Origin of the sequence: uncultured Plantibacter sp. (assembly GCF_963518075.1) — a bacterium.
Classification (GTDB): Bacteria; Actinomycetota; Actinomycetes; order Actinomycetales; family Microbacteriaceae; genus Plantibacter; species Plantibacter flavus_A.
On record NZ_CAUQHZ010000012.1, the window covers coordinates 1 to 13372 of the forward strand.

At 69.4% G+C, this 13372-nt stretch carries 12 protein-coding genes and 1 tRNA gene; 10 read left to right on the forward strand and 3 right to left on the reverse strand.

Annotated elements, in window-relative coordinates; all coding sequences use genetic code 11:
• Positions 1–187: 187 nt before the first annotated feature.
• A complete protein-coding gene (locus tag RWN05_RS13865; RefSeq protein WP_064296091.1) occupies positions 188–940 on the reverse strand; it encodes a GNAT family N-acetyltransferase in 753 nt (250 codons plus the stop codon).
• A gap of 212 nt (positions 941–1152) precedes the next feature.
• On the opposite strand from RWN05_RS13865, the gene RWN05_RS13870 reads away from it, so the two are divergent.
• The 6 genes from RWN05_RS13870 to RWN05_RS13895 all read left to right on the forward strand — a co-directional run bounded on the left by RWN05_RS13870 (position 1153) and on the right by RWN05_RS13895 (position 7994).
• Positions 1153–2439, forward strand: a complete 1287-nt coding sequence (locus RWN05_RS13870) for an aspartate kinase (protein ID WP_064296092.1) — start codon at positions 1153–1155, stop codon at positions 2437–2439.
• A gap of 112 nt (positions 2440–2551) precedes the next feature.
• Positions 2552–3619 carry an aspartate-semialdehyde dehydrogenase gene (locus RWN05_RS13875; protein ID WP_314139959.1) on the forward strand — a complete coding sequence of 356 codons (1068 nt, stop codon included), beginning with the start codon at positions 2552–2554 and terminating at the stop codon, positions 3617–3619.
• A 34-nt stretch (positions 3620–3653) separates the two neighbouring features.
• Positions 3654–4385, forward strand: coding sequence for an SGNH/GDSL hydrolase family protein (locus tag RWN05_RS13880; protein WP_082916156.1), 732 nt, complete (start codon positions 3654–3656; stop codon positions 4383–4385).
• Between the two features lie 115 nt (positions 4386–4500).
• Positions 4501–5967: a malate:quinone oxidoreductase gene (locus RWN05_RS13885; protein WP_079003133.1), complete on the forward strand. Its 1467-nt coding sequence runs from the start codon at positions 4501–4503 to the stop codon at positions 5965–5967.
• 72 nt (positions 5968–6039) lie between these two features.
• Entirely contained in the window at positions 6040–6687 is a 648-nt protein-coding gene (locus tag RWN05_RS13890) for a thymidine kinase (protein ID WP_314139960.1), read from the forward strand.
• Entirely contained in the window at positions 6684–7994 is a 1311-nt protein-coding gene (locus tag RWN05_RS13895; protein ID WP_314139961.1) for a UDP-glucose/GDP-mannose dehydrogenase family protein, read from the forward strand. The genes RWN05_RS13890 and RWN05_RS13895 overlap by 4 nt, the downstream gene beginning before the upstream one ends.
• Here the strand turns inward: RWN05_RS13895 and RWN05_RS13900 are convergent.
• Positions 7970–8407 carry a VanZ family protein gene (locus tag RWN05_RS13900; protein WP_079003130.1) on the reverse strand — a complete coding sequence of 146 codons (438 nt, stop codon included), beginning with the start codon at positions 8405–8407 and terminating at the stop codon, positions 7970–7972. The genes RWN05_RS13895 and RWN05_RS13900 overlap by 25 nt on opposite strands.
• Before the next feature lie 179 nt (positions 8408–8586).
• Between RWN05_RS13900 and RWN05_RS13905 the strand changes: the two genes are divergently transcribed.
• From RWN05_RS13905 to RWN05_RS13920, 4 genes are all read left to right on the forward strand, one after another.
• Positions 8587–10386, forward strand: a complete 1800-nt coding sequence (locus RWN05_RS13905; RefSeq protein WP_314139962.1) for a DUF4012 domain-containing protein — start codon at positions 8587–8589, stop codon at positions 10384–10386.
• 123 nt (positions 10387–10509) lie between these two features.
• Positions 10510–11055 carry a hypothetical protein gene (locus tag RWN05_RS13910; protein WP_064296099.1) on the forward strand — a complete coding sequence of 182 codons (546 nt, stop codon included), beginning with the start codon at positions 10510–10512 and terminating at the stop codon, positions 11053–11055.
• Between the two features lie 251 nt (positions 11056–11306).
• Complete coding sequence (locus tag RWN05_RS13915; RefSeq protein ID WP_079003128.1) at positions 11307–11846, forward strand: hypothetical protein; 540 nt, start codon at positions 11307–11309, stop codon at positions 11844–11846.
• Positions 11847–11969: 123 nt separating this feature from the next.
• Positions 11970–12043 (forward strand) — tRNA-Pro (locus RWN05_RS13920).
• Between the two features lie 255 nt (positions 12044–12298).
• On the opposite strand, the gene RWN05_RS13925 is transcribed toward RWN05_RS13920, so the two are convergent.
• Complete coding sequence (locus RWN05_RS13925) at positions 12299–13273, reverse strand: metallophosphoesterase (RefSeq protein ID WP_314139964.1); 975 nt, start codon at positions 13271–13273, stop codon at positions 12299–12301.
• Positions 13274–13372 lie beyond the last annotated feature (99 nt).

The window sequence follows — 13372 nt, forward strand, 5'->3', positions numbered from 1 at the left end:
ACGAGGTCACCCTCGGTCGTGCCTTCGAGGGTCGCACCGTCGTCAGCGGCTGACCACCCCGCCTCCTCGCCCGCCCCTCCACCCCTCCCTCTTGCCATCGGCCCTTTCTCAGGAGTCGTCCGGTGTGTCGGGGCTGGTGGGTTGCGCCGTGCCGAGGGACTCCTGAGTCAGGGCAGCTGGGCGCGCCTCAGGCGTCGGCGGAGGGCGCCGGCCACTCGGCGACCACCGGGCGGGCAGACAGCTGCCGGCCGATCGCGGAGAAGCCGAGCTTGCGGGCGACGGCGCGTGAGCCGGGGTTCGTGTCGGCGGCGCGCCACTGGGGGAGGAGCCCTGCCGCGAGGGCATGCTCGACCGCGGTCGAGGCCAGCCTGGTCGCGAGACCGGTCCCGCGAGCCTCCGGGGCGGTCAACGCCGTCACGTGCGCGACACCCAACGGCCACGACCGGTAGCCGGCGACGGCGAGGACCCGACCGTGCTCGCGCACCGAGAACAGCGGCGAGGTGATGCCGAAGATCCCGCTCTCCGAGGCCTCGTCATCGCCCACCTTCGACAGCAGCGACTCGATGGCCGGGTCGCTCGCCTTGCTCGCCACCACGTCGATCTCCTCGGCCGGTCGGAACCGCCCGGGCAGCAGGTAGTCGAGCGTCGCCGGCCCGAGGACCTCGGCGACCTGCACGCGCGAGCGGAGGAACTCGACCGTCCCGACGCTCCTCGGCGATTCGTCCTCGATGGCGAGTCGCCTGGCGGTGTCCTCGTCGGGCACGATCGCGAGGGCGCTGCCGTCGATCTCGACGACGCCGATCCATCCGGGCGGGCACGCCATCGAGCCGGCGTTCACGACGACGGCGACGCGGCCGGCGGAGAACCGCGCGGTCGGCGAGGCGAGCCCCTGCCAGAGGCGTCGCACCGTCGCGAGCACCCGCGCGTCTTCCTGCTGCATAGGCCAACCCTACCGAGGCCCACCCGCCTCCCCACCGCAGGAGATCGGCGCGACAGCAGGACCGAACGGGCCGAAGCGTCCTGTCGCGGGGCGGATCTCCTTCCCCGGAGCGGGTGAGGGTGCCCTTCGTCACATGAACGGCGCGGAATGCCCGGATGGGTAGGATGATCGCTGGGCCGCTCGTGCCCGCACCGACTTCCCCAGGAGATCCGATGGCATTGATCGTGCAGAAGTTCGGCGGGTCCTCCGTCGCGGACGCCGAGAGCATCAAGCGCGTGGCGAAGCGCATCGTGGAGACCCGCAAAGCGGGCAACGAGGTCGTCGTCGCCGTCTCGGCGATGGGTGACACGACCGACGAACTGCTCGACCTCGCCCACGAGGTGACGCCCATCCCGGCGCCCCGCGAGCTCGACATGCTGCTGTCCAGCGGCGAGCGCATCTCGATGGCGCTCCTCGCCATGGCGATCAGCAGCATGGGCTACGTCGCACGCTCCTTCACCGGCAGCCAGGCCGGTATGATCACCGACGCCCAGCACGGTGCAGCGCGCATCGTCGACGTCACCCCCGTGCGCCTGCGCGAGGCCCTCGACGACGGCGCCATCGTCATCGTCGCCGGTTTCCAGGGCTTCAACCGTGACACCCGCGACATCACCACGCTCGGTCGTGGCGGCTCCGACACCACGGCCGTCGCGCTCGCCGCCGCCCTCGACGCCGACGTCTGCGAGATCTACACCGACGTCGACGGCATCTTCACCTCCGACCCCCGCGTCGTCCCGAAAGCCCGGAAGATCGACCGCATCTCCAGCGAGGAGATGCTGGAGCTCGCGGCCTCGGGCGCCAAGGTCCTCTACATCCGCGCCGTCGAGTACGCACGCCGCCACGGCGTGACGCTCCACGTCCGGTCGTCCTTCAACAACAACGAAGGCACGCTCGTCCTCAACGACGCGGGCCGCAACAACCCAGGAGCAGGTGAGGCACCCATGGAGCAGCCCATCGTCGCCGGAGTCGCGACCGACCTCAGCGAAGCCAAGATCACCGTCGTCGGTGTCCCCGACCTGCCGGGCAAGGCGGCGGAGATCTTCACGATCGTCGCGAAGTCGGGCGGCAACGTCGACATGATCGTCCAGAACGTGTCGACCGCCGTCTCCGGCGTCACCGACATCTCGTTCACCCTGCCGAAGCCCGAGGCGCAGCAGGTCCTCCGCGCGCTCGCGGCCGAGCAGGAGCGGGTGGGCTTCTCGGCCATCCAGCACGACGACCAGATCGGCAAGCTCGCCCTCGTCGGTGCCGGCATGCGCACGAACACCGGCGTCTCGGCGAAGCTCTTCGAGGCGCTCAGCGCAGCGGGCATCAACATCGAGATGATCTCCACCAGTGAGATCCGCATCTCGGTCGTGACGCGTGCCGACACCCTCAACAAAGCCGCGAACGTGGTCCACTCCGCGTTCGGTCTCGACGGCGAGGACGAAGCCGTCGTCCACGGTGGCACCGGCCGCTGAGCCCGCCCTTCGGCAGGCTGAGGAACGACCCTTCGACAGGCTCAGGGGCCGGAGCCTGGCCGATCCTGATGCAAGATGGTTCACAACAACCCCTGAAACCAGAGGAATCCCCATGAGCAACGGTGTACGTGTCGGTGTCGTCGGAGCGACCGGTCAGGTCGGCAAGGTCATGCGCCGCCTGCTGGAGGAACGTGAGTTCCCGATCAGCGAGATCCGCTTCTTCGCGACGGCTCGCTCGGCGGGCACGACGCTCCCGTTCCGTGGCCAGCACATCGTGGTCGAGGACGTCGAGACGGCCGACCCGAGCGGCATCGACATCGCCCTGTTCTCGGCCGGCGCGACCGGCTCCCGCACGCAGGCTCCGCGGTTCGCCGCTGCCGGTGCGCTCGTCATCGACAACTCGAGCGCGTGGCGTATGGATCCCGAGGTCCCGCTCGTCGTCAGCGAGGTGAACCCGCACGCCATCAAGGACGCGGTCAAGGGCATCGTCGCGAACCCCAACTGCACGACAATGGCGGCCATGCCGGTCCTCAAGGTCCTCGACGCCGAGGCCGGGCTCACCCGCCTCATCGTCAACACCTACCAGGCCGTCTCCGGGTCCGGGCTCGCCGGCGCGGCTGAACTCGCCGGCCAGATCGAGGCCGCGGTCGCCCAGGGCGACCTCACCCGACTCGTCCACGACGGTTCGGCGATCGAGTTCCCGGCTCCCGACAAGTACGTCGCCCCGATCGCCTTCGACGTCATCCCGCTCGCCGGCTCGATCGTCGACGACGGCCTCGGCGAGACCGATGAGGAGAAGAAGCTCCGCAACGAGAGCCGGAAGATCCTCGAGCTCCCCGAGCTGCTCGTGTCGGGCACCTGCGTACGCGTGCCCGTGTTCACCGGCCACTCGCTCGCCATCAACGCCGAGTTCTCGCGCGACCTGTCGCCGGAACGTGCGATCGAGCTGCTCCGTGACGCTCCAGGCGTCCAGCTGTCGGACGTTCCGACGCCGCTCGAGGCCGCCGGTGCGGACCCGTCGTTCGTGGGGCGCATCCGTCCCGACCAGAGCGCGCCGGCCGGCAAGGGCCTCGCGCTGTTCATCTCGAACGACAACCTGCGCAAGGGTGCGGCCCTCAACGCGGTGCAGATCGCTGAGATCGTCGCCGCCGAGCTGCTCGCACAGCCCGCAACGGTCTGACCGGCCCTCCCTCCACCCGATCGAGGACGACGACATGGCCCGCCAGCGACCACGCCTGCGCCGACGGTGGTTGGCCGCGTTCATCGCGGCCGCCATCGCCGTCACCGCGGTGATCACCGTGAGTGGCCTGCGTGCCGATGTCCAGCAGACGACGGTCGCCCGCGCCGACACCTCCGGGTCCGAGGTCGCCGTCGGACCGCTCGTCGCGTTCTACGGCGACTCGTACACGAAGGGCTCGGCAGCGTCGTCGCCGGCCGCCCGTTGGTCCTCGCTCGTCGCGAAGGCCGAGGGCTGGACGGAGTACAACGCCGGCTACCCGGGTCTCGGGTTCGTCCGAAAGCGCGACAAGGTCGGCGATGTCACGGCCGACGTCATCGCGCAGCACCCCGAGGTCCTCATCGTCGCGCTCGGCATCAACGACAACTTCGAGTGGACCGGCAACGAGCAGGCGATCCGGGAGGCGATCCTGCCGGAGTTCCAGCGGCTGCGCGACGGGCTGCCCGGCACCCGCATCATCGTGGTGGAGCCCTGGTGGTACACCGCTGAGCGACCGGCCTCCGTCGAACAGATCATCGGATGGGTGCACGACGCCGCCGACACCATCGGGGCCGACTACATCTCCGGGGCGTCGCACTGGCTGGACGAGGACCCGGCGACGTGGATATCCGCCGACGGCCTCCACCCGAGCGACGCCGGGTACGCGCACCTCGCGCAGCGCATGCTCGAGGAGCTCGACGCCCTCACCCCCGCGCTCCCCGGACGCTGACCCGGCGGTCGTGCAGTCGGGCCGAAGTGTCTCGACATCGAGCGATCTCACAGCATGCGATCAGCGACAGCACGCGGGTGGAGAGCTCGGGCCTCGCCGCGACTAGACTGCTCTGGTGACCGAAACCATCGACGTAGCCCTCATTGGTGGTGGCATCATGAGCGCCACGCTCGCCGCCCTCATCCACCAGGTGCAGCCTGACTGGAAGGTCGAGGTGTACGAGCGCTTGAGCGACGTCGCACTCGAGAGCTCCAACCCCTGGAACAACGCCGGGACGGGCCACGCCGCGCTGTGCGAGCTCAACTACATGCCGCAGGACGCCCACGGCCACGTCGACCCGGCGAAGGCCATCGGCATCAACGAGCAGTTCCAGCTCAGCCGTCAGTTCTGGTCGCACCTCGTCGAGGAGGGCCTGCTCGGCGCACCCGACACCTTCATCAACCCGACCCCGCACATGACGTTCGTGCGCGGCGACAAGGACGTCGAATACCTGCGGAAACGCTACGAGGCGCTGAAGGATCAGCCGCTCTTCGCCGGCATCGAGTTCTCGGAGGACCCGGCCGTCATCGCCGAGTGGGCTCCACTGCTCATCAACCGGCGTGCCGTCGGCGAACGCATCGCGGCCACCCGGATCACCGCGGGCACCGACGTCGACTTCGGTTCGCTCACGCACAAGCTCTTCGGCGCGGCGCCGAACGCCCACGTCCGCACCAACCACGAGGTCCGGTCGCTCAAGCGGTTGAAGGACGGCACCTGGCGCATCCGAGGCCGTCAGACGCTCGGACGTTCTCCGATGGAGATCAACGCCCGCTTCGTCTTCGTCGGCGCCGGCGGATGGGCGCTCAAGCTGCTGCAGAAGTCCGGGATCCCCGAGATCAAGGGCTACGGCGTCTTCCCCATCGGTGGGCAGTTCCTCCGCACCGACAACCCCGCGGTGGTCTCGAAGCACCAGGCCAAGGTCTACAGCCAGGCCTCGGTGGGGGCCCCGCCGATGTCGGTCCCGCACCTCGACACCCGCGTCGTCGACGGTCAGGCGAGCCTCCTCTTCGGCCCCTACGCGACGTTCAGCCCGAAGTTCCTCAAGCGCGGATCGATGCTCGACCTCGTCACCCAGGTGCGCCCGCACAACCTCCTCCCGATGCTGGCGGTCGCGAAGGACAACCCGAGCCTCATCACGTACCTCATCGGGCAGCTCCTGCAGTCCCGCAAGCAGAAGATGGACAGCCTCCGCGAGTTCCTGCCGACGGCGAAGGACGAGGACTGGTACCTCATCGAGGCCGGGCAGCGAGCCCAGGTCATGAAGAAGGATAAGGCCAAGGGCGGCGTTCTGCAGTTCGGCACCGAGGTCATCACGGGTGCGGACGGCACGATCGCGGGACTGCTGGGCGCTTCGCCCGGCGCATCGACGGCCGTGCCGATCATGCTCGACGTCCTGCGCAAGTGCTTCCCCGACAGGATGACCGCGTGGGAGCCGAGGCTCCGCGAGATGATCCCGACCTACGGCTCGACGCTGAACGACGTCCCCGAGACGGCGGCGAAGGTCCTCGAGAGCACCGCCGAGGCCCTCGACATCTCGCTGTAGCCCCGACACGGGTCCTCGCCCGGCCCCTCGTCGGATGCGACAGGTGCAGCTTGGGAACCCTAAGCTTGCCTGGTGGCGAAACTGTACTTCCGATACGGGGCGATGAACTCCGGCAAGAGCACCGCCTTGCTCCAGGCGGCGTTCAACTACGAGGAGCGCGGCCACCGCGTCCTCCTCACCAAGCCGTCCCTCGACACGAAGGGCGACGCCGCCATCGTCAGTCGCCTCGGCGTGACCCGCGACGCCGACTTCTTGCTCGGTCCTGACGACGACGCCGTCCGGGTGTTCGCGGAGCACCGTCGCCGCGTCGTGCAGGAGACCGGCGAGGACGTCAGCTGCCTGCTCGTCGACGAAGCCCAGTTCCTCCACGGGGAACAGGTCGACGACCTGCTGCGCATCGCGCTGCTCGAGGGCATCCCGGTCCTCGCTTACGGCATCCGGACCGACTTCCAGACCGTCGCGTTCCCCGGGAGCCGCCGCCTCCTCGAGGTGGCCCACAGCCTCGAAGAGCTCAAGACGATCTGCCGTTGTGGTCGAAAGGCGATCTTCAACGGCCGCCGGTTCGGCGACACGTTCGTCTTCGACGGCGACCAGGTCGCCATCGACGGCACCACCGTCACCTACGAATCGCTCTGCGGCGTCTGCTACCTGCAGGAGTCCGGCGGTCGCCTGTCCAGCACACCCAGCGCACCTCCCATCAGCGAAGGATCACACGCATGAAGCTCTCCGTCATCGGCTGCGGCTACCTGGGGGCCGTGCACGCGGCCGCCATGGCATCGATCGGGCATGAGGTCGTCGGCATCGACGTGGACCCGGCCAAAATCGAGGCGCTCGCCGCCGGACGCTCGCCGATCTTCGAGCCCGGCCTTCCGGAGCTGCTGCTGGCCGGCGTCGAGTCGGGCCGTCTGCGGTTCAGTACGGACATGGCCGACGCGGCCGGGGCCACCATGCACTTCGTCGCGGTCGGCACGCCGCAGAAGTCCGGCTCCAACGCGGCCGACCTGCGGTACGTGGACGCCGCGGTGACGGCCCTCCTGCCGCACCTGTCGGCAGGAGACGTCGTCGTCGGCAAGTCGACCGTCCCCGTCGGCACCGCTGCGCGCCTGGCCGAACTCGTCGCCCCGACCGGCGCCGTGCTCGCCTGGAACCCCGAGTTCCTGCGGGAGGGCTTCGCCGTGCAGGACACGATCGCGCCCGACCGACTCGTGTACGGGCTGCCGCCGGCTCCCGAAGACGCCGCCGTCGCTCGAGCCGCTTTCGACGAGGTCTACGCGCAGGCACTCTCCACCGGCACGCCGCTCGTCGCCACCGGGTACTCGACCGCGGAGCTCGTGAAGGTCGCCGCGAACGCGTTCCTCGCCACGAAGATCTCCTTCATCAACGCGATGGCGGAGATCGCCGAGGTCACCGACGCCGACGTCACGGAGCTCGCCGATGCGATCGGTTACGACGCCCGGATCGGTCGCCGCTTCCTCAACGCCGGTGTCGGGTTCGGCGGCGGCTGCCTGCCGAAGGACATCCGCGCCTTCACCGCTCGCGCCGAGGAGCTCGGTCGTGGGGAGTCGGTTGCCTTCCTCAAGGAGGTCGACGCGATCAACCTTCGTCGTCGTCAGCGCGTCATCGACCTCGTCGTCGAGGAGCTCGGCGGGAGCGCCTACCAGAAGCGGGTCGCGGTGCTCGGGCTCGCGTTCAAGCCCGACAGCGACGACGTCCGAGACTCGCCGGCCCTCGATGTCGCCGTCGGCCTCAACGGACTGGGTGCGAAGGTGCTCGCCTTCGATCCGGAAGCGGTCCCCAACGCGCGTCGGCTCCACCCGCAGCTGACGTTCGCTGACTCGGCGGAAGAGGCCGTGACGGACGCGGACATCGTCGTGGTCGTGACCGAGTGGAAGGCGTTCCGAGCCCTGGACCCCTCGGCCGTCGCCGAGCTGACCGCGGGCAAGACGATCGTGGACGGACGCAACTGCCTCGACGTGGACGCCTGGCGGGGCGCCGGGTGGCGTTACGTCGGTCTCGGTCGTCCGTGACCGGTGACGAGTAGCCGGACGACGAGCACGATCGTCGCGCCGAGCAGCCCTCCGGCCGCATTGGCGTAGACGTCGGCGATCGTCGCGACCCGCTCGGGGAGCAGGGTCTGTCCGAGTTCGATCGCGACCGAGAACAGGGTCGTCGTCAGCGGTGCGACCCACCAGAGGCGTAACGGCAGCTCGAGGGCGAGCAGTGCTCCGAGCGGGATGAACAGCACGACGTTCGCGGCCGATTCGACGAAGCGGTAGTCGAACCAGGTCGGGGCGCCCGCGGCCTGCAAGCGATCGAGGATCGCCAGCAGCGTCGTCCGGCCGTCGGCGTCGACTGGCGTCGGCCAGAACGCGATGCCGAGCATGACGCACAGGCAGAGCAGCAGCAGGATCCCGATCACGATGCGCGGCGTGCGGGTCATCTGCGGTGCGGCTCCAGATCGGTCGACGGGCGTGCTGACGGCACCCCGCAATCGTAGGCCATGAGCGGCCGTGAGCCCTGCTGTGGCGTGCGTCGTCCACCCCTGAAAGGGGGCGTGCAGCGACCCTCGGAGGTCGTCATCCGGCGGTTAGGCTGTGCCTACCCGAACAAGGAGCACTCTTGGCTGACCCACGCCCGGCGACGGCCGGCATCCGCCTGCCCGGCCGCCGGCGTTCGCGTCTGTGGTGGATCGCACTCGCCGTCCTCCTCATCGTCCTCGCGCTCGGAGCCTGGCTCGGCGTCCGGGCGTCCTTGGCGAAGAACGCGCTCGAAGCCGCCCAGTCGGAGGCGAAGGCGCTCCAGTCGGCCGTGCTCAAGGGTGACGCGAGCGGCACCGAGGTCACGCAGCGTGCCCTCACCAAGCACACCGGCGAGGCGGTGTCGCTGACGAGTGATCCCATCTGGCGGGCGGCCGAGGCGGTCCCGATCCTCGGCGTGAACTTCTCCGCGGTGCGACAGGCCGCCGCTGCGACCGACGACGTCGCGGTCGACGTCGTGCCGAAGGTCGTCGAGATCGCCGATCAGGTGAACCTGTCGTCCCTGCTCCCCGGGGACGGGTCGATCGCGACGGAGCCGCTCCGCGCCGTCGCGCCGACCGTGGCCGAGGCGTCTGCAGCGGCTGAGGCCATCGCCGGGCGCGTGGACACGATCGGCACGGACGGTGCGCTGCCGGTGGTCGCGGACGCCGTCGAGAAGCTCACCCGCACGATCACCGGTGCATCCACGATGCTCGACACCGCGGCGCGGGCCACGGCGCTCCTGCCGGACATGGCGGGAGGGGCCGGGCCTCGGAACATCATGGTGATGATCCAGAACAACGCGGAGCTGCGCTCGAGTGGCGGCATCGCCGGGGCGGTGGCCCTCATCCACGCGGAGAACGGCGTCATCTCCTTCGTCGGCACCCGGGGGAGCGACGACTTCTCCGGATTCCCCGCCCCGGTACTCCCGCTCACCCCGTTCGAGCAGAACGTCTACACCGACAACCTCGGCCGGTACATCCAGGACACCAACCTCACGGTCGACTTCAGTCGCACCGGCGAGCTCGCCGCAGCCATGGGGACCCAGGTGTTCGGCGTTCCCATCGACACCGTGGTCGCCGTCGACCCCTACGTCCTCGCACACCTGCTTGAGGCGACCGGGCCCGTCGCCCTCCCGGACGGCACCGAGCTCACCGCCGACAACGCGGCGAAGACGCTGCTGAGCGACGTCTACGCGCGGTTCCCGGACCGGCTCGTGCAGGACGCGTTCTTCGCCGCCGTCTCGGGTGCGGTGTTCGAGGGCATGATCTCCCGCTCGCCCGACCCCGGCGCCCTCGTCCAGGCCCTGTCCGAGTCCGGTGCGGAGAACCGTCTCCACGTGTGGAGTGCGGTCCCCACCGAACAGGCGTTGATCGCCGAGACGAGCCTCGCCGGGATCCCACCGGCGACCGACGACGCAGCCGTGTACACCGGGGTCTACCTCGAAGACCTGACCCGCGCGAAGATGGACTACTACCTGGAGACGAAGGTCGACATCCGCGACGCCCGGTGCACGAAACAGGGCGCCGAATACGTCGTCGCCGTCACCCTGACGTCCACCGCACCGGCGGACGCCGCAACCTCCCTGCCGGACTACGTGACCGCCGGCGGGCGCTTCGGCACCCCCGCGGGAGACATCGCGACGCGCGTCGTGATCCACGGCCCGCTCGGCGCGACCCTGCTCCGTGCGAGCGACGGCGAGGACCTGCCGGTGAAGGCCGTGACCGACCCGAACGGTCGTCTCTACGCCCAGACCGACGTGACCCTCACTCCGGGGGCGACAACGGAACTCATCTTCACCGTGCTCGCTCCGAAGGCCTCCGACGTACCCCCAAACCTGGTCACAACCCCCGGAATCACGGGCAAAACGACCATTTCAGCCTTCCCTCGGTGCGGCTCCTGACATAGCATGACAACACCTCAGGAAGCCACGCACCCGAATTCGTGACCCTGGGGAACCTCGCGCGGACGCCCACCCGAAATCGGCGGACGCAGGGGGTACTCGACGTTCCTTGGGGATATCAACATGAAGCGCACCCTTGCCCTAGCATCGCTCTGCCTCCTGGCAGTCTTCGCGGCCCCGACCGCCGCGAGTGCAGCGACCGACTCGTCCACCTACGGCCCTGCCGGCTGTGCGACCCTCACACCGGTGTCGGTGACCCAGGGGGAGTCGACCGTCTTCCGCTGCGACGGCACCTTCGACCCCGGCACTCCGGTGACGGTCACCGTCGCCGGGCCCGGCTGCAGCATTCCCGCTGCGAAGCCGAACACCGCCGGAGCGACCGAGCAGGCCGCCGAGCAGAGCGCCGTACCCACGTCCGGCACGTTCAGCGCAGACGCCGCCCGCGCGTTCGCGGTGACGATCGAGACCAGCAAGACCGCCTCCGGCACCTGCATGGTCACGGCGACCCAGGGCGCCACCACGGAGAGCGCCTCGTTCCAGGTCTCGGAGCGCGAGTTCGCCTCGACCGGCTTCGACGGTGGAGCCCTGCCGTGGATCGGCGGAGGCCTCCTCGTCGTCGGTGCCGGCGTCGTCGGCGCGATGGCGATCCGTCGCCGCAAGACGGCCTGATCCGTCGGTCGGGATGCGTGGTCCGGGCGGTCGTCCGCTCGGACCACGGCCTGGCGTCAGGCGGACAGGGCGTACCCCCAAAGGTGGTCACATCCGCGGAATTCCGCGGTTTTCCAGCTCTGGCGAGCGAGCGGCTGCCCTAGCATGATGACGGCCATGGAGGCCACGAGTGAACAGCGCTCGGCTCCAGGCCGTGTCCGCATGTCGCATCACGCAGCGCATGCGCCATCCGCACACCTAGGGGCCCGCACATGAAACGAACTCTCTCCGCCGCCGCACTCGTCCTCCTCGCCGTCGTCGCGCTGCCCACCGCAGCCAACGCGGTCGAGGGCGACAGCTACGGTCCAGGCAGCTGTAACTCGATCACGCCGGCGAGCGTCGCGCGCGGCGCGGCGGTCTCGTACTCGTGCTCGGACTTCTGGGCCGCGAACCAGACCGTGTCGATCACCATCGACTCCTCGGTGGCCGGCGTGTCCGCTCGCACGCTGTCGACCGTCGCTGACGCCGCCGGAGACATCCAGGTCTCCATCGACACGGCTGCGGACCCCGCGGGCACCTACACGTTGACCGCGACCCAGGGCGCCGTGACCGATTCGTCCGACTTCACCGTGCTGGACCCCGCGGACGCCGCTGCTGCCGCCGCGTCGGCCTCCGACCCGTCTGCCGGGGGCAACGCCCTCGCCGACACCGGGTTCGCCGGAACCGCCCTCCCATGGGTGGCCGGTGGGCTCCTCGCCGTCGGTGCTGCCGCGCTCGGCACCGTGGTCGTGCGTCGCCGCCAGCAGGCGTGAGATCACGGATCGGCCGGGCGGCGATGGCGGCGCTCGGCTGATCCGGTCCGGGATCCACCGATTCCAGGAAGTGGCGAACAGCCGCTGAAAAATCGGCTATCCTAGACAAGGCCTTCGGGCCATCGGGGTGTGGCGCAGTTTGGTAGCGCGCTTCGTTCGGGACGAAGAGGTCGTGGGTTCAAATCCCGCTACCCCGACAGCAAAGCCCGGCAGATACGCAAGTATCCGCCGGGCTTCTCTGTTTCTCGGGCTGGCGGTCCGCTGGGCTGGCGGGTTGCACATCCCGCTACCCCGACAGCAAAGCCCGGTCAGACGAGAAATCGTCTGGCCGGGCTTCTCTGTTTTCGGGGGCTGGCGGTCCGCTGGGCTGGCGGATTGCACATCCCGCTACCCCGACAGCACAGCCCGGAAGGTCCCGGTCCCTGAGCCTGTCGAAGGGCAGTCGGGCCTGGTCAGACCACCGTGCGACGAGGAAGGAACGTCACGAGCGACGCTTCCGGCCGGCAGGCGAACCGCACGGGCGCGTAGATGGAGGTCCCGATGCCAGCGGACACGTTCAGGTACGCCGAGCGGAGGGCGTGGCGCCAGACGCTGAGCCCCTTCACCTGCTTGCGAGGGATGTCGCAGTTCGTCACGAGTGCCCCGTAGCCCGGCACACAGACCTGACCACCGTGGGTGTGACCCGCGAAGATGAACTGCGCACCCTGGGTCACGAAGGCGTCGAGCACCCGACGATACGGAGCGTGCATCACGCCCACCGTCACGGTGTGCGCCAGGGACGGGTCATCGGTCTCCAACGTCTCGGCATCCAGCCGCTCGTCGATGAGGGCCGTCAACGTGTCCAGACGGTCGAAGTGCTTGTGCGGGTCGTCGACGCCGAACAGGTCGAGACGGGTCCCGCGGACCGAGATCTCACCGACCGCGTTGTTGAGGTCGATCCAGCCGAGTTCGTCCATGAAGAACCGCTCGAGCGCGCCCGTGTCGAGGGTGGTCGGTGAGACGTGCTTCGACGAGGTCTGCGTGAAGTACTTGAACGGGTTCTTCGCGGTCGGGCCGTAGTAGTCGTTCGAGCCGTGCACGAACGCCCCAGGAACCCCCGCGAACACCGACAGCGCAGCCCTGATCCCGTCGATGCCCTGCTCATGCCCCAGGTTGTCTCCGGTGTTGATCACGACGTCCGGCCGGAGATCGGCCAGCGACCGCAGCCAGGCCTGCTTCCGGCGCTGCCAGGGCGCCATGTGGAGGTCGGAGAGGTGCAGCACGGTGATCGGCTCGGCGTCGGGCGGGAGGACCGGAGCGGTCACCCTGCGCAGCGTGAAGGCGTTGCGCTCGATCACGGACGCGTACCCGAAGGTGAGGGCCCCGAGGCCTGCCACGACGGCCGCTGCCGTTCCGAGTCTGCCGCCGGTGCTCATGGGTGCCGCCATCGATCGTCTCCTCCTCGGTCGTCGAGTGGTGCCGACCGTCCCACGAGCGTACCCGCTGGCCCCTCCGAAGACGCCCGGAGCGGGCCCCGTGAAGACGAC

What these genes read in the sequence shown, in the direction of transcription:
- RWN05_RS13865 (WP_064296091.1), bottom strand. Translation starts at nt 940, where the DNA reads ATGCAGCAGGAAGACGCGCGGGTGCTCGCGACGGTGCGACGCCTCTGG.
- RWN05_RS13870 (WP_064296092.1), top strand. Translation starts at nt 1,153, where the DNA reads ATGGCATTGATCGTGCAGAAGTTCGGCGGGTCCTCCGTCGCGGACGCC.
- RWN05_RS13875 (WP_314139959.1), top strand. Translation starts at nt 2,552, where the DNA reads ATGAGCAACGGTGTACGTGTCGGTGTCGTCGGAGCGACCGGTCAGGTC.
- RWN05_RS13880 (WP_082916156.1), top strand. Translation starts at nt 3,654, where the DNA reads ATGGCCCGCCAGCGACCACGCCTGCGCCGACGGTGGTTGGCCGCGTTC.
- RWN05_RS13895 (WP_314139961.1), top strand. Translation starts at nt 6,684, where the DNA reads ATGAAGCTCTCCGTCATCGGCTGCGGCTACCTGGGGGCCGTGCACGCG.
- RWN05_RS13900 (WP_079003130.1), bottom strand. Translation starts at nt 8,407, where the DNA reads ATGACCCGCACGCCGCGCATCGTGATCGGGATCCTGCTGCTGCTCTGC.
- RWN05_RS13910 (WP_064296099.1), top strand. Translation starts at nt 10,510, where the DNA reads ATGAAGCGCACCCTTGCCCTAGCATCGCTCTGCCTCCTGGCAGTCTTC.
- RWN05_RS13915 (WP_079003128.1), top strand. Translation starts at nt 11,307, where the DNA reads ATGAAACGAACTCTCTCCGCCGCCGCACTCGTCCTCCTCGCCGTCGTC.
- RWN05_RS13925 (WP_314139964.1), bottom strand. Translation starts at nt 13,273, where the DNA reads ATGGCGGCACCCATGAGCACCGGCGGCAGACTCGGAACGGCAGCGGCC.